Annotated in this window: 17 protein-coding genes and 1 tRNA gene; 8 read left to right on the top strand and 10 right to left on the bottom strand. The window is 63.4% G+C overall.

The window, feature by feature from the left end; all coding sequences use genetic code 11:
- Positions 1-65 precede the first annotated feature (65 nt).
- Positions 66-578 carry a hypothetical protein gene (locus ACFY3V_RS37270; protein WP_389779985.1) on the bottom strand — a complete coding sequence of 171 codons (513 nt, stop codon included), beginning with the start codon at positions 576-578 and terminating at the stop codon, positions 66-68.
- 162 nt (positions 579-740) lie between these two features.
- On the opposite strand from ACFY3V_RS37270, the gene ACFY3V_RS37275 reads away from it, so the two are divergent.
- The 3 genes from ACFY3V_RS37275 (at position 741) to ACFY3V_RS37285 (ending at position 3,683) form a co-directional block, all read left to right on the top strand.
- The gene (locus ACFY3V_RS37275) at positions 741-1,397 is read left to right on the top strand and encodes a response regulator transcription factor (RefSeq protein ID WP_362903294.1); all 657 of its coding nucleotides are present in this window, start codon (positions 741-743) and stop codon (positions 1,395-1,397) included.
- Positions 1,394-2,596, top strand: a complete 1,203-nt coding sequence (locus ACFY3V_RS37280; protein ID WP_362903296.1) for a HAMP domain-containing sensor histidine kinase — start codon at positions 1,394-1,396, stop codon at positions 2,594-2,596. The genes ACFY3V_RS37275 and ACFY3V_RS37280 overlap by 4 nt, the downstream gene beginning before the upstream one ends.
- A gap of 637 nt (positions 2,597-3,233) precedes the next feature.
- On the top strand, positions 3,234-3,683 hold the full coding sequence (locus tag ACFY3V_RS37285) for a hypothetical protein (protein ID WP_389779987.1): 450 nt from the start codon (positions 3,234-3,236) through the stop codon (positions 3,681-3,683).
- Positions 3,684-4,561: 878 nt separating this feature from the next.
- On the opposite strand, the gene ACFY3V_RS37290 is transcribed toward ACFY3V_RS37285, so the two are convergent.
- Both ACFY3V_RS37290 and ACFY3V_RS37295 read right to left on the bottom strand, forming a co-directional pair.
- Positions 4,562-4,993: a hypothetical protein gene (locus ACFY3V_RS37290; RefSeq protein WP_350942138.1), complete on the bottom strand. Its 432-nt coding sequence runs from the start codon at positions 4,991-4,993 to the stop codon at positions 4,562-4,564.
- Between the two features lie 297 nt (positions 4,994-5,290).
- Positions 5,291-6,580 (bottom strand): esterase-like activity of phytase family protein, encoded by a 1,290-nt coding sequence (locus ACFY3V_RS37295; protein WP_389779989.1) that lies wholly within the window; start codon positions 6,578-6,580, stop codon positions 5,291-5,293.
- 212 nt (positions 6,581-6,792) lie between these two features.
- Between ACFY3V_RS37295 and ACFY3V_RS37300 the strand changes: the two genes are divergently transcribed.
- The gene (locus ACFY3V_RS37300) at positions 6,793-7,257 is read left to right on the top strand and encodes a MaoC family dehydratase (RefSeq protein WP_362903302.1); all 465 of its coding nucleotides are present in this window, start codon (positions 6,793-6,795) and stop codon (positions 7,255-7,257) included.
- A gap of 111 nt (positions 7,258-7,368) precedes the next feature.
- On the opposite strand, the gene ACFY3V_RS37305 is transcribed toward ACFY3V_RS37300, so the two are convergent.
- Together ACFY3V_RS37305 and ACFY3V_RS37310 are read right to left on the bottom strand one after the other, a co-directional pair.
- Positions 7,369-7,995: a response regulator transcription factor gene (locus ACFY3V_RS37305; RefSeq protein ID WP_350942143.1), complete on the bottom strand. Its 627-nt coding sequence runs from the start codon at positions 7,993-7,995 to the stop codon at positions 7,369-7,371.
- A complete protein-coding gene (locus tag ACFY3V_RS37310; protein ID WP_362926330.1) occupies positions 7,992-9,119 on the bottom strand; it encodes a histidine kinase in 1,128 nt (375 codons plus the stop codon). The genes ACFY3V_RS37305 and ACFY3V_RS37310 overlap by 4 nt, the downstream gene beginning before the upstream one ends.
- A gap of 131 nt (positions 9,120-9,250) precedes the next feature.
- Between ACFY3V_RS37310 and ACFY3V_RS37315 the strand changes: the two genes are divergently transcribed.
- From ACFY3V_RS37315 to ACFY3V_RS37325, 3 genes are all read left to right on the top strand, one after another.
- Positions 9,251-9,805, top strand: coding sequence for a hypothetical protein (locus ACFY3V_RS37315; protein ID WP_389779992.1), 555 nt, complete (start codon positions 9,251-9,253; stop codon positions 9,803-9,805).
- Between the two features lie 336 nt (positions 9,806-10,141).
- Positions 10,142-10,214 (top strand) — tRNA-Arg (locus tag ACFY3V_RS37320).
- A gap of 154 nt (positions 10,215-10,368) precedes the next feature.
- Positions 10,369-10,755 (top strand): hypothetical protein, encoded by a 387-nt coding sequence (locus ACFY3V_RS37325; protein ID WP_389779994.1) that lies wholly within the window; start codon positions 10,369-10,371, stop codon positions 10,753-10,755.
- Positions 10,756-11,083: 328 nt separating this feature from the next.
- Here the strand turns inward: ACFY3V_RS37325 and ACFY3V_RS37330 are convergent, their stop codons facing one another.
- From ACFY3V_RS37330 to ACFY3V_RS37350, 5 genes are all read right to left on the bottom strand, one after another.
- Entirely contained in the window at positions 11,084-11,953 is an 870-nt protein-coding gene (locus ACFY3V_RS37330; protein WP_389779996.1) for a hypothetical protein, read from the bottom strand.
- Positions 11,954-12,251: 298 nt separating this feature from the next.
- Positions 12,252-13,148 carry a hypothetical protein gene (locus ACFY3V_RS37335; protein WP_389779998.1) on the bottom strand — a complete coding sequence of 299 codons (897 nt, stop codon included), beginning with the start codon at positions 13,146-13,148 and terminating at the stop codon, positions 12,252-12,254.
- A 224-nt stretch (positions 13,149-13,372) separates the two neighbouring features.
- Positions 13,373-13,543 carry a hypothetical protein gene (locus ACFY3V_RS37340; protein ID WP_389780000.1) on the bottom strand — a complete coding sequence of 57 codons (171 nt, stop codon included), beginning with the start codon at positions 13,541-13,543 and terminating at the stop codon, positions 13,373-13,375.
- Between the two features lie 321 nt (positions 13,544-13,864).
- Positions 13,865-14,380: a hypothetical protein gene (locus tag ACFY3V_RS37345; RefSeq protein WP_389780002.1), complete on the bottom strand. Its 516-nt coding sequence runs from the start codon at positions 14,378-14,380 to the stop codon at positions 13,865-13,867.
- A gap of 250 nt (positions 14,381-14,630) precedes the next feature.
- On the bottom strand, positions 14,631-15,836 hold the full coding sequence (locus ACFY3V_RS37350) for a tyrosine-type recombinase/integrase (RefSeq protein ID WP_389780004.1): 1,206 nt from the start codon (positions 15,834-15,836) through the stop codon (positions 14,631-14,633).
- Positions 15,837-16,078: 242 nt separating this feature from the next.
- Between ACFY3V_RS37350 and ACFY3V_RS37355 the strand changes: the two genes are divergently transcribed.
- A complete protein-coding gene (locus tag ACFY3V_RS37355; RefSeq protein ID WP_389780006.1) occupies positions 16,079-20,149 on the top strand; it encodes an NACHT domain-containing protein in 4,071 nt (1,356 codons plus the stop codon).
- Positions 20,150-20,353 lie beyond the last annotated feature (204 nt).

The raw sequence follows: 20,353 nt of genomic DNA on the forward strand, positions 1-20,353 counted from the left end.
TCGGGAGACCTCCTGACGGGCCGGACCAGGGTGGGCGCGTCTCGGCAGGTGAGTGGTCGCGCACATCAGGAGCCTCCCTGACCCGCCTCGGGCAGGAACTTCTTCGAGCACTTCTCCTGCGCGGTCTGGAAATCGGGGTCCTCGCCGATGGCCCCGGTCACGCGCAGCCCGCCGCCCTCGGGGTCCGGGAACTCCTCCACACCGTTCTCGCGCATGCACTTCGCGAACTCGCGCATCGACTCGGCCCTCTGCGGGTCCGTACCCCCGCCCGGTCCGGCGTCGCCCATCGGGGAGAACTCCTTGCAGGCCGCCGTGGCCTTCTCCATCGCCTCCTTGGAGGTGCCCTTGCCGATCCGGACGGCGACGCCCTTGCCGGGTTCGGGATCCGGCATGTCGACGCCGTTCTCCCGCATGCACTGCGCGAACTTGATCCCCTTCTCGTGCTGGTCCAGGCTCGGCGCGGCGCTCACGGCGGGCTTGTCGCCGCCGCCGGTCGCGGAGGCCACGTCCGCGTCGTCGCCGGCCGTACCGCACCCTGTCAGGACCAGGGCGAGCGCCAGGGCGCCGAGAACTCTCATGATCTTCTCCTCTTCCTTCGGCCGGCTCTCCACCGGCCGTTCGAGAGGCGATGCAACAGGGGAGCGCGTTTCGGTCGCGTTTCCATCGGAGCTAACGGCGAGCAAACACCGCGTACGCCACCATCGCCTCGTCCGTACACGACGAGGGAGTACGAGAACGCGATGCGAGTGCTGGTGGTGGAGGACGAGCGCGTGCTGGCCGGTGCGATAGCCGAGTGGCTGCGCGGCGAGACACACGCGGTCGACACCGCGCACGACGGCGCGGCGGCGCTGGAACGCATCGCGGTCAACGACTACGACGTGGTCGTTCTCGACCGTGACCTGCCCGTTGTGCACGGAGACGACGTCTGCAGGGAACTGGTCGCGTCGGAGTCGACCGCGCGGGTGCTCATGCTCACCGCCGCCGCGGAGATCGGTGACCGGGTGGCCGGACTGTCCCTCGGGGCCGACGACTACCTCGCCAAGCCGTTCGCCTTCGCCGAACTCGCCGCTCGTGTCCTGGCACTGGGACGGCGCTCGCGACCGGCCGTGCCACCGGTGCTGCGGCGGGCCGGGATCACCCTCGACCCCGCGCGCCGGGAGGTGTTCAGGAACGGGCGGTACGTGCCGCTGTCGAAGAAGGAGTTCGCCGTCCTGGCCGAACTGCTGCGCGCGGAAGGGGCGCTCGTCTCCGCCGAACGGCTGCTGGAGAAGGCGTGGGACGAGTACGCCGACCCCTTCACCGGCGTGGTGCGCCTCACCATACTCAAACTCCGGCGCAAGCTCGGGGAGCCGCCGGTCATCGAGACGATGCCGGGGGAAGGGTACCGGATCGCATGATCATCGACAGGTTGCCCGGTCTCACGCTGAGAACCCGCCTCACCCTCGTGTACGGCGCCCTGTTCCTCGCCGCGGGTCTGACCCTGCTCGGCGTCACCTACCTGCTGTTCGACCAGCAGCTGGTCCAGTCCTTCGCCGACAGGTACGGAGGGCTCGGGAGCGAGCGGAAGGTGGTCTTCATCACCTCGAAAGGGCACGTGTTCACCGGGCCGGAGGCGGTTCAGTGGCTGCAGCGGCAGGAGGAGGCGCTGCGCGCCGCCGCGACCACCTCGCTGCTCACCCAGGGGGCGGTCGCGCTGGTCGCGGTCGGTTCCGTCGCCGTGGGCCTCGGATGGGTGGTCGCGGGGCGGGTGCTCGCCCCGCTGCGCCGGGTGACCGAGACGGCGCGGCGGATCGCGGTCACCACGGTCGCCGACCACGGCCTGCACGCGCGGATCGCGCTACGCGGCCCGGAGGACGAGGTCAAGGAGCTCGCCGACGCCTTCGACACCATGGTCGAGCGGCTCGACCACTCCTTCGACGGCCAGCGCAGGTTCGTCGCCAACGCCTCGCACGAACTCCGCACCCCGCTGACGCTCAACCGGGCGCTGGTCGAGCTGGCCATGCACCGCAGGGCGGCGTCGTCCGACGTGAAGCAGCTCGGCGAGAGCCTGCTGGAGATCAACGCCCGGCACGAGCAGCTCATCTCGGGACTGCTGCTGCTCGCCCGCGCCGAACACGAGATCGCCGACCGGTCGCCGGTGGACATGGCCGACGTGGTTTCTCACGTGATCGCGCAGACCGCCCAGCAGGCGGAGCAGGTGAAGGTCACCGTCCACGAGTCGGCGGGGCACGCGCCCACCAGCGGGGACGCGCTCCTGCTCGAACGCCTGGTACACAACCTGGTCGAGAACGGGATCCGGCACAACACCGGCGACGGTACCGGCTGGGTGCGGGTCGTCAGCCGTACCGCGTCCGAGGGGCACGTCGAAGTGGAGGTCAGCAACACCGGACCCGCCGTACCGCCCTACGACATCCCGGAACTCTTCAAACCTTTCCGCCGCCTGGGGGCCGACCGCCTGGTCACGTCGAAGAGCGCGGGACTGGGCCTGTCCATCGTCCGCTCCGTGGCCCGTGCCCACGGCGGCGACGTCACGGCCCGCCCGCGCGGCGGCGGTGGCCTGGTCATGACGGCTGTTCTTCCCCGGGCCAGGGAGTGAGGCGCGGGTCGTGTCGCGGCTTCATGTCGGGGAGCGAGGGGTGGGTCGCACCGCGACGTCGCGCTGGAGAGTGAGACGCGGGTGTGTCGCGGCTCCGCGTCGGGGCGTGGGGTGTGGGTCGTGTCGCGGTTTCGCGCTGGGAGTGAGCTGTGGGACCGTTTCGCGCTGGAGAGTGAGCCGTGGGGGCCGTGTCGAGACTCCGAGCCGGTACGGCCACCGCGTGATCCTCGGTCCCCATTCCCGACGGATCACGCGGTGGCCGTACCGGCCGGCCTCGTCCGCGCCGCCACCAGGTGCTGTGACGGCGCGATCCGGGGTCGTACGGATTTCGCGAGGTCATACTCGTGTACCGAAGCGGCCTGTCCCCTGTCCCGTGCGGTTCTCACCGCGGCACGCCGCTTCGGTACGGCCTAGCATCCGACGGGTTCCGCCGTGCTGAGAACGCTGACGGTGCTGTACTGGCCGGGCAGGCAGAGAGAGCCGGCGTATGCGGTCGAGGCGACGGGAATGACGGGAACGCTGAGAGAGGTGACGGAGCACACCGGTGTAAGAGCGATCACGGGGCTGGCCGTGACGCATCCCGTGGGCTTGGTCGGCTTCGCGAGCGTTGTCGCGCCCGCCGGGCCTGTCGGTCCCGTTGGGCCCGCCGGTCCTGCCGGCCCTGTCGGGCCGGCGGGTCCCGCTGGCCCTGCGGGGCCTGTCGGTCCGTTCGCTCCCGGAAGTCCGTCCGCTCCGTCCGCTCCTGCGGGTCCCGCTGGTCCTGCCGGTCCCGCAGGTCCGGGTGGTCCGGGTGGTCCTGCGGGTCCGGGTGGTCCTGCCAGTCCTTTCAGTCCTGCGGGTCCTGCGGGTCCTGCGGGTCCTGCGGGTCCTGCCGGTCCGGGTGGTCCTGCCAGTCCTTTCAGTCCTGCGGGTCCCGCCGGTCCTGCCGGTCCCGCAGGTCCGGGTGGTCCTGCGGGTCCTGCGGGTCCGGGCGGTCCCGCGGGACCGGGAATTCCAGGCAGGCCCGGCAGTCCACGGGGCCCCGGGCGCCCAGGTCCGGCGGCATTGGTGGAGCTGGTCGCGGTGGGAGCCGGGGGCCTTCTCCTGACGGGGACGACGATCACTCTGCCGTCGTCGTCATCATCGTCGTCGTCCAGGTGTCGTGGCCGGTCTCGGTCGTCGTTCCAGCGGCACCCCTTCCCTCGACCGCCGGGTCCCGGCCCGCGACCGCCGGATGGGCAGTCGCAGTTACGCGCACCCTTGGTGGGGCGGCACGGGCGAAGAATGGACTTCTCGCCACGGTGTACGGAATTTTGAAGCCGGGCTTTCCCGCCGGCACCCCCGGTGTCCCCGTTGTCGCTGTGGGGTGCGAAATTGAGAAGATTCGTCTCCCCTGTGGCGTTCGCCGGTGCCTGATTCGACGACATCACGAGGATGCCGGCCATCGCTGCGACGGCCAGGGCGCCGACCCGCTTGCCGGAAAGGGCCGGCACCCGTTTGCTATTACGAGGAAGCACGTTATTTCCCCATGTCGTTACTAATTCCGAAACTATTCGGACCTGTCAGGTGATCACGAAAGTGATGACGCACAGGAGATACCCGGGGCTTATGTGGATAACGCGCCGCCATAGTTCGGGAAGAGCAAATAAACAGTGTTGTGAAGGAAAACCTGCACCTCATCTACGATTTAGCTACATTTATAATGATTGTTCGTTCATAGTGTTCAACGGCTGATTTCAGGATGGCCGGTGGAGAGGGGGTGGCCGGGTTCATGCGGGGCGACTCGCTTTTGCCCGGAACCGCTGTGGCCCGCTCGCTCCGGTACGCGGAATGCCGATGAGAGTGAAGCGGGAACGGTGGTGCGCGGCCGGTTCCTCGTCGTGTCGTACCGGTCGCCCGGTGGGCTTCGGCGGCCGGTCCCCGTCGCGGTGGTGCGCGGCTTTTCGCGTTCTGTCGCGACGGGGCACGGGAAATGGCCCGCCGGATTTATTTCTCGCGAACGATGATCTCTGGGAATGACGGGTCGTCCTGGAGCTCCCTCATCATCCGCTCCTCTCGGGAGAGGCGCTCGCGTCCCGCCGGCGCCGCGTTCTCGCCCCTGCGCCCGCGGTAGCGATCACGATCGCGGTCGCGGCCGTGGGGTCGGTCCTGATAGCGCTGCGGCTTTCCCCGCCACCTGTCGGAGGGCCTCATCTCACGTCCGCGATGCTGGTCGCGGGAGGGGTCGGGGCGTCGGGAGGAGTGGCCGTCGGGATGCGGCTGTGAGATCGAGCCGGGCGTCTGGGCCTGCCCGATGGTGGCGTTGGCCGGTACCTGGTTCGACGTCATGAGGATGCCGGCGACTGCCGCGATGGCGAGAACGCCCACCTGCCTGCCGGAGTTCGGCCCCGGTGTCCGTCCGCTCTTTCGAGGAAGCACGATATTTCCCCATCTCGTTTCTGGTTCCGAAAACATCTGATATCCCTTACTGCTCCATAAGTGGCAGCAGCTAGGAGATACCCCTCGGACCGTGAGATAGCGTATTGAAACGGTTGAGGCAGAGCAAATAAATGACACTGTGAATACTGATGGGAGTTTATCTATTGTTATTTAGTGTTTTGTCGTAGTTGTTCGTACGGTAGGGGAAACGGGATTGCTTAAAGGAAATAGGAGAAAGATAGAGCCCTTCCTCCCCTCCCGGCAAGGTCCGGAAGCGGAGGAAGGGCTCGCGGGTCCTTACAGGTAGACGCGGCTGTCGGCCTGGAGCGGACGCGACAGGCGCACGGTGATGAACTCGTTGTCGTCGGGCCTGCCCGGCGTACGGCCTGCGGAGAACGGGAAGTTGTTGTCGTTCAGCACGCCCAGGGTCCGGTCGTCGAGGATCACGACGTCCTCGATGGTCTGGAACGGGAAGCGGAAGGTCTCCCCGAACCCGCCCAGCCCGCGCGGGTTGGCCAGGTCGAGCAGGTCGGCGACGAGGGTCTTGCGCAGGTCCGCGTGGCGGGTGTCCACCAGATAGACGCGCTTGGTCCTGGCCTCGTCCCCCTGGAGGTTGTCACGCTCGATGACGAGGAACCGGTGCCGGTCAACAGCGATCATGTCGCCGATCGCGTTGTCGGGGCTCTCCAGCCGGTAGGTCCAGCGCTTGCCGGTGTAGGACCGTTTGCGCAGGTCGAACTCGTTCATCCGCAGCGTACCCGCGGCGTCGCCGCTCACAGTGCCTTCGAGCAGCGGATACAGCGTACGGCCGTCGACCGAGCGCGCCATGCCCTCGAACCCCTTGCTCCGCCCCAGGTTCGGCTGCTCGCCGTTGAGGGAGGGGTTCTCCGGGGCCTTCACGCCGGGCAGCGGGATCGGAGCCTCGAGCAACCTGCCCGAGGAGGAGAAATGCAACAGGAACGGGCCGAACTCGTCCCCGATCCAGTAGGTGCCGTCGACGGTCCTCACGATCGACTCCACGTCGAAGTCGGCGCCGGTCAGCTTCCGGTCCGCCCTGGTCAGCGGCCAGGTAACGCGCCTGTCGGGGTCGCTCAGGTCGAATCCGCCCAGCACCGTCACCTTCTCGCGACGGAAGTCGGGCCTCACCCGGTGCACCTGCAGCAGGAAGTCCGCGCTGTTGGCCTGGGAGCCGAAACCGTTGTCGGACAGTGCCTCGAAGGTGCCGTCGTGCCGCCGCACGACGCCGCTGAAGCCCTGCACAGGCTGCCCGGCGAACGGCGGGGTCACCCCGTTGACGGGAGTCGTACCAAGCTGGGATCCCGACGGCTCGCTGCCGGGGACGAAGGTGAGCGCGGGCAGGAATGCGAACCCGGTCAGCGTGGCACGTCCGAATCCGGCGCCGTCGGCCCCCGGATGATCGGAGCCGGGGTGCCCAGGTCCCGGGCGCCGCGAGTCCGCCCCCTGCGTCCCGGCGCTCTCGGTGGAGGGAAGGCCGGAGTCGGGCCGGCCGGGGTCGGCCATCGCCGGTGCGGACACCGCGAGTGCCAGTACGGCCGCGCCGATGCTGATCGTCATGCGTCGTCTCATGGCGGGCACGCTAGGGAAGCGGTGTGAACGGCCGGTGTTGCGACGCGGGCCGTACAGCGAAAACACGATGCGACCGTAGGACCGTCCCCACGTCATCGAGGAGCACGGGGCGACCGATGTCCGAGGCCCACCCGCTCGCCCGGGGCCGGGAGGCGAGGGGAGTTCGAGGGTGAACCTTCTCGCCGTGCGCTCAGCGAAATAAAGTCCCAGGCATGAGGACTTTCGCGAACATCATCGAGTTCAAGGCCGCCGTCGGGGAACACCTCGGCCATACCGAGTGGCGCGAGATCACCCAGGAGCAGGTCAATCTCTTCGCCGACGCGACCGGCGACCACCAGTGGATCCACGTGGACGTGGAGCGGGCCAAGCAGGGGCCGTTCGGTGCCACCATCGCCCACGGATACCTGAGCCTGTCACTGCTGCCCTCCCTGATGTCGGAACTGTTCGAGGTGGGCAACCTGGCGATGGGCATCAACTACGGGCTCAACAAGGTCCGCTTCCCCGCGCCGGTCCCGGTCGGCGCGCGGATCCGTGCCGAGGGCGAGCTCGTCGACCTCAAGGGCACCCCCTCCGGCTATCTGGCGAACGTACGCATGACCGTGGAGGTGGAGGGCGGGAAGAAGCCCGCCTGCGTCGCGGAGACCCTCGCCCTCTACGTCCCCGCGGAGAACCCCTGAGTCCCCTTCACCCCTTGAGTCCCCTTCGCGTCCCGGCGGAGCGCCTTTTCACCTCCGAGTGGCGGGCTCCTGAGCCGGACCCCTTTCACATCCGGGCGGAGGACTCCTGAGTCACGGGAGCTCCTGAGCCAGGATCGCGGCCTGTACACGACTGCGGAGACCCAGCTTGTTCAGCAACCGGCTGACGTGGGTCTTCGTCGTCGCCTCCGCCATGTCCAGCTCCACGGAGATCTCCGTGTTCGACAGGCCCCGGCCGATACAGGCCAGCACCTCGCGCTCGCGCGGGGTGAGAGCGCCGATCTCGTACGACCTGCGCTCGGGGACCGACGCGCCGAAGGCCGAGATCAGCCGTCGGGTGACCGAGGGCGCGATGAGCCCGTCGCCCCTCGCCACCACCCTCACCGCGTCCACCAGGGCGTCGGCGTCGGTGTTCTTCAACAGGAACCCGGCGGCTCCGGCCCGCAGCGCCCCGAAGACGTACTCGTCGATGTCGAAGGTGGTCAGGATCAGCACGTCGGCGATCCCGCTCAGCTCGCGCGTCGCGGAGATCCCGTCGAGCTTCGGCATCCGGATGTCCATCAGCACCACGTCCGGACGGAGTTCGGAGGCCATCGCGACGGCCTGCTCGCCGTTGGCGGCCTGGCCGACGACCTCGATGTCGTCGTGACCGTCGAGGATGAGGACGATCCCGGCGCGGACCGCCGCGTGATCGTCGGCGACGAGGACTCTGATGGTCACGTGCTCTCCAGGGTGGGCAACTCGGCGCGAACACGCCAGCCGTCATTGTGCGGACCGGCCTCGAAGAGGCCGCCGACGAGGTTCGTACGCTCCCGCATGCCGATGATCCCCGCCCCCGCGCCGGGCAACTCTCGCCCCGCCGCGCCCACCGGGTTGTCCACGGTGAGCGTGACCAGCCCCGGCAGGTAGCCGATCACCACGTCGGCGGCCCTGCCGCCGTGCTTGAGCGCGTTGGTCAGCGACTCCTGGACGATCCGGTAACCGGCCAGATCGACCGAGGCGGGCAGCTCCCTGGCGTCGCCCTCCACCCGCATCCGCACGTCAAGCCCCGCCTCCCGGGCCCGTTCCACCAGTTCTCCGGCCTCGGCCACCCGGCGCCGGGTCGCCTCCGGCTCCTCTCCGTCCTGCCGGAGCAGCCCGATCATGGCGCGCATCTCGTTCATGCCCTCGACGCTGTTCTCCCTGATGGACTCCAGCACCTGCCGTACGACCCGCGCGTCCAGGTCCCGGCGGGAGAGGACGGCGGTGGACTGGATGGCGATCGCGCTGAAGTGATTCGCGATCATGTCGTGCAGCTCCCGTGCCATTCTGGCCCGCTCGGCCTGCACCGCGGCCGCCCGGTCCAGCTCCGCGAGCCGCGCCACCTGCTCGGCCCTCGCGCGCTCGGAGGACGCCAGGTCCTGCAGCTGCCTCATGAACATGGCGGTGAGGACGGGGGTCCCCCCGACCAGCCCCACCTGGACGGAGACGATGGCGGCGGCCGACCAGTGCCTGAACACGACCCCCGCGACCACGCCCGCCGCGACGGCGATCACCGAGGTGATGCCGAGCATCCACCGGCCCAGCGCCCGGGGGCCGTACCTCACCCCCGCGTAGAGGTTGTCCGTGACGATCAGGACCGTGCCCAGCGAAGGACCCATCGCGAGGTCGCCGAGGAGGGCCACCACCCCCAGCCCGAGCGCGAGCAGCGGCCTGCTCCGCCGTACCGCGACCCCCGCGCACGCGACCGCCAGCGGCCCGGCGAACAGCGGAAGGGCGGCCCATCGTTGCTGGTAGGCACCCGCGGCGAGCAGCAGCAGGCCGACGAGGAAACACGCCACCGCCCACAGCGCGTCTCGTCTCATGCCTGTCATCTCACCATTTCGATACGGCCCGCAGGAGCGGCGCAGGGAGGATCGTCGGTACATATAAGGGTGTACGCCGGTTCATCAGCGCCGACGATGTCCCAGGCCGACCGGCCCGTGAGCATGGACTCATGATTCTGGCCATCATCATCGGCTGCGAGATCGGCTTCTGGATCCTGCTGGGCCTGGGACTCGCCTCACGTTACCTGTGGGGGATGCGCCGGCTCAGCACCGCGCTGCTGCTGGCGGTCCCGCTGCTCGACGTGATCCTGCTCATCGCCTCCGTCGTCGACATGCGCGGCGGCGCCCAGGCCGACTGGCGCCACGGCCTGGCCGCCGCCTACCTCGCCTACTCGATCGTCTTCGGCCACCGTACGATCACCTGGGCCGACGCGAAGTTCGCCCACCGCTTCGCCGACGGCCCCGAACCGTGGCAGCCACCGTCCGGCGGCATGGCGAGGGCCCGGTACGAGTGGGGCATCTGGTTCCGGATCGTTCTCGCGTACGGCATCGCCTGCGCCCTGCTGTTCGGCCTGATCCTCATCGTCGGCGACCCGTCACGGACCACGGCACTGAACGAATTCATGATCGGTGCGCTCAAGATCCCCCTGATCGCCGTGCTCTGGCCGCTGAGCTACACGCTGTTCCCCAGGAAGGTCGGCGTCACCGGCGATCCCGGCAGCTGACCCGGCACGTCCGATCACGGCGTCACCGGCGATTCCAGCCGCTTCCCCCGCACGGCGGCTGTGGTGTCACCGGCGTTTTCAGCGGTCGGCCCCGCACGTGGGCCGCGATGTCACTGGCGATTTCAGCCGGAGACCCGCTTCCCCGGCGCCCTCGCCATGATCCTCCAGACCATCTGACCTCGCCCATCGCGACACGTTCCCTTCGGCCTCCCACCGGATCTTCGCCGGATTCCCCGCCTCCGTCGGGGAATCCGGCGCGGATGGACGGATCGGAGGTTGATCGCTTAACCGGTTCGAGGCATCGCCCAAAACCCGCTATGCTTGCTTACGCAGCGAGCGGCCGTAGCTCAATGGATAGAGCATCTGACTACGGATCAGAAGGTTGGGGTTTCGAGTACCTCCGGCCGCACAGCAGGTCAAAGGCCCTTCGGGATCATCCCGGAGGGCCTTTTTCGTGCCCGTACAGCAACGAAATACAGCAACGGGGTCTAACGGCTGCTATCGATCGAGTGCCCTGGGTCTGCTCCACATGAGAGGTATCCGCCGCAGAGGAGAGGGAGAGCGTGACCGGGATTCGCATCCTCACGTTCAAAGCCTGGCGAGAGAAGCGCTATATCGGCCTGGCTGAGGTTCTCATCTCCCTCGGCCCCATGCTCGAAGGCTACCGCTGGGAATTGATCATCGACTGGCTGCTCTCTCCACAGGCTGAAGCGATCACCAAGGCCACGGCGGACTCGCTGGTGACCACGGGGCGTCTCATCGAACTGTTCAGCATGGAGTGCCAGCTCATCGATGGAGAGCTTGTCGGCCACGGCGACAGCCCGTCGGTGCCGGAGGTGAAGATCCGAGCGTTCGACAGCGGCTACTGGGATGTGCAGACGGACAGTCCTGAGCTGTTGGAAAAGATCATCATGCTCTATCCCGACGCGCACGAGCTTCCCAAGTGGTGAGTCCGCGAGACTCACCACGAAAGGCCTCCCAGGAGCACCCTGGAAGGTCTTCGTCGGTCGGTCCGCGTGGGCGATTGCGTCGAGCGGTCGCCTTCCTCGGTATCGAGACTGGCATTCAAACGATCCAGTGCCTTCCGGGTCTCGGGTGATGGGATCTGCGGGTAGACGTCCATGGTCATCGAGATCTGCGAGTGCCAGTTCGACCACCCTCATGACCAGACGCCTGGCCCGCAAAGGCGCCACCCCCAGCTGGCCAAGGAAGTCGGCCTGAAGGAGGCGCTGATCCCCTGCTCAGGTGTTCTCAATGAGAGGTTATGAAGCGGCGTGCTCAGCGTGCTCCTGGTTTGTCTGGCAATCGCACAACGGCGGTACCGGCCTGGGACTCGCCGAACCCCCAGCCTGCAACAAGGGAGCAGCCAACCGATTCCAGGACATCGGTCCACGGCCAGTAGTCGGTGCCGCAGTAGAAGCCGCCCTCGCTGCGCGCGTCGTCCTCGGTGAGGCAGAGCATACGGAGATGGTCGCGGAGCGCGGGATGCGTGACCGCGCTCAGCCTTTCTTCCCAGGGTTCGCCGGCGGAGCAGGCGTCATCCATGTCGTGAATCGACACCAGGTGTTCGGGGCCACGCTCGGTGAACGTGGCGGCCCGCATCGCATCGGTGAGAGTGCCATCGGTGGCGACGCGCAGCAGCACGGTCAGCCAGCCGTTCAGTTTCTTGGACTTCTTGTTGGTCAGGTCGACGCTGTGGCGGCCCAAGAGCGGTCCCAACTCCGCGCCGTGCACCAGCACTTCACCGGCTTCGTCGGTCGAGGAGACGGTCCGCAGGTCGGCGACGAAGGTGTCGTCGAACGGCCGGGGGCCCTTGTGCCCGCCGTCGCCCCACGGTCCCGTTCCTGCCAGGAGTTCGGCGTCGAAGCGGAACAGCGACTCGCTCAGGTCGAACCGCCATGTCCAAGGGGAGAAGGGGTACTCACCGTCCGAATCCGGAAGGTGCCTCGGCTCCCGATCTGACAGCGCGTCAGGGGTGGCCCAGGGATTCGGGAACAGGAACTCGTCGAGGGGGTCCGAGGCGTAATACACCCCGTATCTGGAGGCGGGGTCGACGGTCGGCTTTCCACCGAGCAGTATCTCGAAGGCACTGGCCAGCGCGGCACCCCACCCGCTGAGGTCAGTCGCCGGGTCCGTCTCGAGTGTCACGATGAGCACTCCTTCATGTCGTGTCGCGTGGGTTGACGCAAGGTATCGGCCGCCATTGGCACTTCCTGGGGCCGATGGCGAAGTCCGCCGCAAAGGCGGACGTGATGAAGATCCTGCACGACGAGCGCTGACCGAGAGGCCGCGCTGCAGCTTGCGGAGGTTGCTGTACGGCAACGCCGTCTTACACGATCACATCCCACCGAACCGCATCTACCGCCTGACCAGCGTGTGAGCCTCCCGACCTGGCACCCGCCGTTGACTCGTAATGAAGGGGTCTCCACCGTTTCTCGGTCTACTTCTACAGCGGGTGAGGATTTTCAGGTTCGGTCGGTGGTGTTCGATCCCGGAAAGTGGTCGCGATGACGAGCGCCGCTGCGGCCAGTAGGTGCCATCGGATCATCATGGTCGCGTTCGTGAGGTGTTCGCCGCCCGCGACGATGAGAACCGCCGCGAATCCTTCGAAGGTGGCGAGGACGAGGAGCACACCGGTCCCCCGTGCGACCCGGCGCCGTGTCCGGCCCGCCATGACGCCGCCGGCCACCGCAGCTAAGGCGATGAGCACGATCAGTACGCCGTCCACGTCGGCCTTGCAGGACCACGCCCCGGGGTGCTTCCACAGCAGTTCCGCCGGCGGTGTGTAGGCGAACCAGCCGAAGGAGGTGGACTCACCGCTCGGGAGGGAGAGCCGGCCGACCGTCCACGCAGCCGCCACGATGGCTGCCGCCCACAACACGATTCCCTTCCGCGCCGGAGGCAGAGGGGAACGTGCCGCTACAAGCAGTGCGACGATGGTCACGACGTAGCAGACGATCGACGGCCAGGGCTCATCGACGGGAAGGGGCCGGTCGGTGAGGGGGTGGGTGCCGGACGAGAGGAAGATCGCGAACAGCCGGAACGCGAGGATGGCGCAGATCGCTGCGATCCCGAGGAGCGTGGTCCGTGGCGAGGCGCGCAGCAAGAGACCGGCTAGGACTACTGGCAGCAGGAGTTCGGCCCACGAAAGCAACTGCCACCATGGACTCGCCGTCATAAGGAAGGGAACAACAGAGTCGGTTCCCCAGCAGATCTCGATGTTCAGCTCTGCCGCGCTGATCCTGGAGGTCTTCAGGAGGACCGGTCCGGCGGCGGCCAGGACCGCCCCGGCGCGAAGTGCCCCTGCAGGGAGGTGCGTCTCCGCATGAGGTGCCTGCGCCACGACGGCCTCCCGTTCTCCCGCTTGCCGGTAGATCGACTCGGGCGACAGTAGCGGACGAAGATCATGATCTCGCAAGCGTGATGACAGCTGCCCTGACAGCAACATCCCCGCACACGGGCTCACTTTGGATACCGTCCAACCACCCTCTGACCACGGTGCCCAGTACCCGACCAGGGCGATTGGTCCGCATGAAAAGCGGACGGTCACCCTGTCGCGAGCCCCAGCTATCTACGCATGAATGGGACCTCGTAGGAGGGTGGCTGCCCGCCCATCACGTGAATCAGGTCGTTCTCGTTGAGGTCGAGGGTGAAGGCGTTTCCTTCCTGCTGCGGGTCCCAGCCGCAGTCCAGGGCCGTCCCTATGATCGCCGTCACAAGCGCTGGCCGTACGGCCATGGTCCGTTCCTCGAGCCAGGCGTCCGGCCGAGCGAAAGGAAGCGCTACCAGGAGCACGCGGCCCGGCTTCTCGGCTGACTCGACCGCGAAGGTAAGTGCCCCCCAGCCGTTCCCCTGGCAATACGTGGGCCTGCGACGAATCCGCCAGCGGTAGATGACCCCGTCGACTGTGATGAGCCGTGAGCCCTTCTTGGGAATTGCCATGATGTGGCCGCCTGTCACAGTTGGGGTCGGTTGATCAGCAGGTGATGGGTAGTTCCCGAGCTCGAGCCCGTGCGAAGGCCCGGAGATCGAACGGATCAGGCGTTATTGGCGCCGGGGTCAGGGAACGGGGAGTTCGCCCGCGCGAAGCAGCACGAAGTCCTCTTCCTCCCATTCAGCGCGGTCCCTGGCCGGTGGCAACTCAACCCCGGCGAGTCCGGCGGGAGCAGAGAACTGCCGTTGAAGCTGCGCTACGAGTTGTTCGGCCTGTCGCAGCGTTTCTGATAGATCGTCTGAAGCGTCAACGCTGAGGCCGAGAACGGCAGCGCCGTCGCGTGTGACCGTGATGATGGCCTGGTAATGGTCCCGCGCCCTCAGGTAGAGCGTGAAAGCGTCTTCTTCTTTGAGGCGCAACTCATCAAGGGCCTTGTTGTCCGCGCCGTTCGCAACGCCCAGGACATGAACCCGTTCGAAGGCATGGAACCGATCATCACCGGGGGCGTCCACGTTGATGTAGCTGGCGATGAATTGTCCGAAGACTTCAGAGCTACGCTCTGAGACCCACACGTAGACATCGAGACAAGGCGGCATGGGCCTAGCGTAGATCTCCGCGCCGCAGTGGATCGAGAAGGCCATTTTCCGCGACTGCCATCAAGGGAGATCTTGCTAACGCCGGTGCTAACAACAGCCCTGGACGACCATGGACATCGTTGAAGTCTCGGAAGCCGGATACTGCCTCTGATCAGGCGCTTGTGTCAGCGGTGGACGGCTGTGGACATCTTGACCTTGCTACGGATCAGAAGGTTGGGGTTTCGAGTACCTCCGGCCGCACAGTGCAAAGGCCCAGGCCATCATCACGATGACCTGGGCTTTTTCGTGTTCTGGATCAGGTACCGATGTCCGGCCGTGTCCGGCTGTCATCGGCTGTCTCCGGCTGATCTTTCCCAATGGGTTCCCGCGGTCCGGGGCGTAGAACGTCGCTGATCCGGCGCATGGCGATCTCGTCATGTCCTACGAGGCACTTCTCGTAGGTGCGGTGCAGGACTTCCACGCTGTTGCCTGCCCACTCGGCCACCTGCTTCGGCGAGACCCCCGCATTCAGCCAGGTGGACAGGCAGGCGTGCCGAAGGTCGTAGGGCCGTTTGGCCAGCGGTGAGGCGTACTCCTCCTTGCTCAGCGCGTCCCGGCGAGCCCTGTCCCACACCCGCTGAATGGTGCTCGTGGCCAGCACATGCCCCTGTACGCCGTGAAAGACCCGACCACCGGGGCCGGTGCCGTGCTCTTTGAGGTGGGCGCGCAGGATGGCCACCAGCTCCGGCGCGCAGGGAACAGGACGGCTCTCGCCCTCGGGGCGGTGCTTCAGGCTGCGATCGTCGCGCTGTTCTCCGGAGTCGGTCCATTCCCTTCCCGCATCTGGCGTAGCGGCTGTCAGGTAGATCTCGCCCCATGTGTCCGAAGCATCAGGCAGGGTTATGTCCTTTTCCCGTAGGTTGACGGCTTCCTCCGGGCGCAGACCCGCGAAGTAGAGGGCCGCGAAGAAGGGCATGAGCAGGGGGCCGCTTGGCCTGCGCTTCTCGATGGCGTCGAGCAGGGCGCGGGCCTGGTCGGGATTGACGACGGAACGGCGGTCTACCTGGAACGAAGTCTTGGAGATCTTCCACTTCAGGTCCGTAAGGGGGTTCTTGTCGAGCAGCTTGAGCTCTACTCCATACGCCATGGCGTTGGACAGGATGACACGGTGCCGGCGGTTTGAGCTCGCCGCTACTCGCCTTCCGTCGAGTCGGGATGTGGCGGCGTTCAAGAGTGCCCGCGCGGTCGCCGGAACGGTGAGGGCGGATACGGGAAGGCTGTTCCGCTCGACCCACGCGAGAATGTCACGAGTCCGCTCCGGGCAGTGCTTCCGCTCCTTGGTGTTGAATCCCCAACGGCGGAGCGCGGTCCGGACTTCCTTGGCGTCGTAGGGGCATGCCGTGCCGTCGAACATGGCAGGGCTGGCCAGCGTCAGCACGTAGGCGATGCCCGCACGGTGCTTGGCGGATGCGTCAGTCCACTTCATGTCCACGAACTTGCAGGCGAAGCTGTACCAGCTCATTTCAGGCTTGTCTGTGCGAGCCCACGAGACCGGTTCGCCAGTGACCAGGCTGAACGGCTCTCCCCTGCGCGCGGCGGTCACGAGAGCGCTCCGGAAGGCGTCCGCTTGCGCTTCCTTCTGAGTTTTCCCGGGCACTCGCTTCGACATCCTGACGAGGTCCTGAGGATCAATCCGGAGAGCTCGCTGTTGATCTACTGCGGTTCTCCGGACGATCGCCTCTGTTGCGCACCCTATCGGCCGAATTGTCCAGATTCATCGATCTCGGGCTTACTTTCTATCTGATTGATGTACCTGAGGTAGAGATTCTCCGCTACGCTCCGACTATGACTGACTACCGTCTTGATGGGCTGAGTTCTCGCAGCTTTGAGCATTTCGTGCAGGCGTTATGCGTCAAGGTCTTAACGGAGACCATTACGCCTTTCGGGGACGGACCCGACGGTGGCAGGGAAGCGACGTTCGATGGCCCGACTAGATACGGAGCTGACTCCGGACAGTGGGACGGCTATGGCGTTGTACAGGCAAAATTCTTGCAACGGCCAACCGATTCTACGAGCAATGGGAAGTGGGTACTCAAAGAGCTGAAGGCTGAGTTAGCAAAATACAAAAAGCGGCCTTCAGGGCGAAAGATGGACTACTACATTCTGGCTACTAATGTCGCGCTGACACCAGGTGCTGATATCGGGAGCAAGGACAAAGTATTCGCTGAGTTACGGCAGTTCGCGAAGAAGCTAGGGCTAAAAAACGTCGATGTCTGGGATTATGATAAGCTCCGAATTTTTCTTGACAACAACGAGGAGGTTCGCCGCACCTATTCGGCTTGGGTAACGCCAGGGGATGTGTTGGCGGACCTCGCTGAAATGTTAGATTCTCAAAGGCCTGACTTCTATCGACTGACAGTTAAGTTTTTGCAGAAAGAAATGCTGAGCGATCAATTTGCTAAACTCGAACAAGCTGGTCATTCAGCAGATGAGGCGATACCACTTTCTCAGGTGTTCGTGGATGTCCCTGTTGCAATTAAACCGTACAGTGATCCCATCGAAAATGCCGCAAATGAAGATGGGGTGCGCTATTTTGCGGACCTGATTATTCGCGAAGCATCTTTGCATTGCTGGGAAGACGATTGGCGAATGAAAGACGAATTCCCATCTAGGGCCATTGGGCGGCATGTTCTCATTGGGGGCCCTGGACAGGGTAAGACCACGGTTGGGCAATACATTTGCCAAGTGTTTCGGGCTGCGCTGCTCGCGAAAGTTCCAATTACTGCAGTTGACCACGAAACCAGAACCATTGTTAGAGCAATTCAGAGGCAGTGGGACAATGATTCAATTGCCATTCCGGGAGCTCGCCGAATTCCATTCCGGGTAGTACTAAGCGAGTTTGCTAAGAGTCTTGCCGATAGGCAGACTAGCGGTCTCTTGGAATATCTAACGTCTCTGTTTAACGTTAGAACTAATGCAAATCTGACGGTATTGCAGTTCGAGGCGTTGTTGGCAGTTTATCCGAGCGTTCTGATCCTCGATGGTTTGGACGAAGTGCCAGCATCAACCAACCGTAGCCAGGTGCTTAGCGCGGTCAAAGAGTTCTGGGCTGACATAGCCACTTCCAAAATCAGAAGTTCTGGTATCGACATACTAGTAGTTGCCACAAGTCGGCCTCAAGGATATAACGAGGACTTCTCCTCGAAGTTCTACACACATCACTGGATGGTTCCGCTTTCACCAACCCAGGCAATCGAATACGGTGAAAAGCTAGTTGAGGTCAGATTCAGCGGAGATACCGGCCGTATTGCGAAGGTTAAACGTCGAATCCGACGTGCTGCAGAGAATGATGCGACTGCGCGTCTGATGAGAAGTCCTCTTCAAGTCACCATTCTCACTTTGCTATTGGATCGAATGGGCCAGCCCCCCCAGGAGCGTTGGCCTTTGTTCGATGAATATTTTAAGCTGATTTACCAGCGGGAAATTGAGAGGGATATCCCTGCTGCGGCGATCCTTCGGGAGTATAAGTCCAACATTGTTACTGTTCATCGACAGGTAGGCCTGCTGCTTCAAGTCGAGGTTGAGCGGTCGGGCGGGACCGACGCAAAGCTGACAGTCGAGCAATTTAAAGAAGTTGTGGAGCACCATCTCCGAGAAGAAGGACATGAAGGAGAGAAGCTTGCTGCGTTGACAAACTCTATTATCGAAGCAGCCGCAAACCGTTTGGTCTTCCTTGTCGGACTCGAATTAGGACAGGTTGGCTTTGAAATCCGTTCTCTCCAAGAGTTTATGGCAGCCGAAGGGCTGATGGCAGCCAGCGATGCGATTACTCAAGACCGTTTGAAAGCTGTAGCGGGTAATACTAACTGGCGTAATGTTTTTCTCTTTGCTGCAGGAAAATGTTTCTTCGACCGGCAGTATTTGCGCGATACTATCCATGCGGTCTGTGGAGAGCTCAATGAAGACCCTGAGGATAAGCCAGCGCGACTCACACTCGCAGGTTCAGAACTGGCCCTTGACGTTCTAGAGGAGGGATCAGCTCGGCTTCAACCGCGATGGAATCGTATGCTCACTCGAACTGCGCTGCGCTTGCTAGATGATCCATCTTCTGAGTGGTCTCAGAGACTCGCAGAAGTCTGGCAAAGCGAAACATCAGACATCTTTGTCTCAGAGCTTCGGACTAGAATTGAAGGAGGCAAAGCGGAGCCAGCCAGGAATGCCTGGCTATGCCTTGTCCACCTCACAGTTAACCCTGGAGCCGAATTTACTGATCTATGTACTGATCTATTGGGTACCCAGCAGATCGACGAGGACCTTTTCGGCTACTTGCTCCGCTCCGGCAACTATGCATCCGCACCGATTAATAGTTTTCTTAGCGATTCCGTACTGAATTACCCGGCAAACATCTTTGTCGATTCCAATGACATGTATGGACATAATCTGAATCAGGCGCGTCGGGAGTGGAACCATCCTGGAGCTCCTAGCTGGCTCGGCCCGCTGGCTGTTTTCTTCCGTAGAAGAAGGTGGTCGCGTCAGAAAAATCAAGGCATAAAAATTTTGATTGGTGAGAGCCTGGTGGCGCGAGCTCCGATCCCTACGATTGAGGAGTCTTCGGGACTAGCTCAAGAGCTTGCCTTTTTCCCCGGCGGTGACCACGGATGGGACGGGATTAAGGCTCATTTTGACTTTCTGAGGTCTCCGAACAAAGAGACTTTAGCTAATGTGCTCAGGAAGATCGGAGTTGGTCTGGGAGAGAAAATACAATACAGAATTGCTTTGATGTCCCCGTGGCCACTTCGCGAGGCCATATACGCTGCGCGTGAATCAAACTGCCTGGAGGAGCTAATCGACGCAGCCGAGGCCGGGCTTATGGGAGATATAGAGGACTGGCTTGCTTGGCAAAAGAATTGGCTCGATCAAGGAATTTCCCTGAGGGAATTAATTGAAGGAGATTTTCTAGGGAAAGAAATAGCTGGACGCCCTTGGTGTCCGGTTAGGATAATGCTTAAGGATTCCCATATAGGCTTTGGTGATCTGGATGAGAAATTCACCGCGATAGACCGCCTTATTGTTGAGACCATGCATGTTGCCTCGTCGGTACCTGGTCGTAAATTAATTGCCCAATTGGTCGGAGACGCGGTAATTAAATATAATTACACTTTGTTGCCTTTCGATGCGGCTCGTGCGAGCATCCTGGAAGTAATGTTCGAGTCATCTTGGATCTTGGGCCTACAATGCTTACTTGCTTCCGCCCCTGACATGCTGGCGGAGCGACGTTGGCTAAAAATTATCATTGATTCTATTTCCGAAGAAGATATTCCACATTTCTTATTCGGGCACGATCAGAATACAAGCGAGGCCATTCAGGAGGCCTGGCTTATGAATCCCGACATGAAGGAGTTGCTTGTATTTTTAATGTATATGAGTGATTCCATTCCGGAACGCCATGGGTTCATTGAAAAAATAGCCAACCTAGATGTCTCCAGCGACTCTAGAAAGGTAAGGATTGCCCGGATGGTAATATTGTTACGGGCGCTTTACTGGGATGACACGATGGCAACCCAAATACGAGAGTTGAACGCTGATTATCCCGATGCACTCATTTTTCTAATTCAAGCAATCGACTTGAATTTAAGGTCGCCAGTGGAGGGAGATGAATCCATTTGCCTTCATCTTTATGAGATTGTCAATGCGCAGGAGACCTTATTGCGGATTCTAATTCGCATGCTGCGGGAGCGAATGAGGTCTCGAAGGAGTTCGCTTACAACCGCTGCTTCCTGGACTAGGCTCGGCTTCCCACCCGAACTTTCGCAGCTAATCGACCCGAACGTTTAGCTGACTTTCCCTCATGGTGCCCGGTGTAACCGGCGTTTCACTTGCAAATTTCCTGAAAATGGCCGCGACCACAGACTTATCGAGCTCTGGCCATGTCCTCATTCCTCCGAGTAGACGAAACAGGCGCGCCAATGAAATTTTCAATGGAACAGTGCTGTGGCGAAGTATGACTCGTCAGATGAGTTCTGCAGTCATGATCGTTCC

This window comes from Streptosporangium sp. NPDC000095 (assembly GCF_042899335.1).
In the GTDB taxonomy this organism is placed as follows: domain Bacteria; phylum Actinomycetota; class Actinomycetes; order Streptosporangiales; family Streptosporangiaceae; genus Streptosporangium.

Bases quoted from the DNA above. Each gene is read 5' to 3' on its own strand.
- ACFY3V_RS37270 (WP_389779985.1), bottom strand. From the start codon at position 578: ATGAGAGTTCTCGGCGCCCTGGCGCTCGCCCTGGTCCTGACAGGGTGC.
- ACFY3V_RS37275 (WP_362903294.1), top strand. From the start codon at position 741: ATGCGAGTGCTGGTGGTGGAGGACGAGCGCGTGCTGGCCGGTGCGATA.
- ACFY3V_RS37280 (WP_362903296.1), top strand. From the start codon at position 1,394: ATGATCATCGACAGGTTGCCCGGTCTCACGCTGAGAACCCGCCTCACC.
- ACFY3V_RS37295 (WP_389779989.1), bottom strand. From the start codon at position 6,580: ATGAGACGACGCATGACGATCAGCATCGGCGCGGCCGTACTGGCACTC.
- ACFY3V_RS37300 (WP_362903302.1), top strand. From the start codon at position 6,793: ATGAGGACTTTCGCGAACATCATCGAGTTCAAGGCCGCCGTCGGGGAA.
- ACFY3V_RS37310 (WP_362926330.1), bottom strand. From the start codon at position 9,119: ATGAGACGAGACGCGCTGTGGGCGGTGGCGTGTTTCCTCGTCGGCCTG.
- ACFY3V_RS37315 (WP_389779992.1), top strand. From the start codon at position 9,251: ATGATTCTGGCCATCATCATCGGCTGCGAGATCGGCTTCTGGATCCTG.
- ACFY3V_RS37340 (WP_389780000.1), bottom strand. From the start codon at position 13,543: ATGGCCGTACGGCCAGCGCTTGTGACGGCGATCATAGGGACGGCCCTG.
- ACFY3V_RS37345 (WP_389780002.1), bottom strand. From the start codon at position 14,380: ATGGCCTTCTCGATCCACTGCGGCGCGGAGATCTACGCTAGGCCCATG.
- ACFY3V_RS37350 (WP_389780004.1), bottom strand. From the start codon at position 15,836: ATGAGCTGGTACAGCTTCGCCTGCAAGTTCGTGGACATGAAGTGGACT.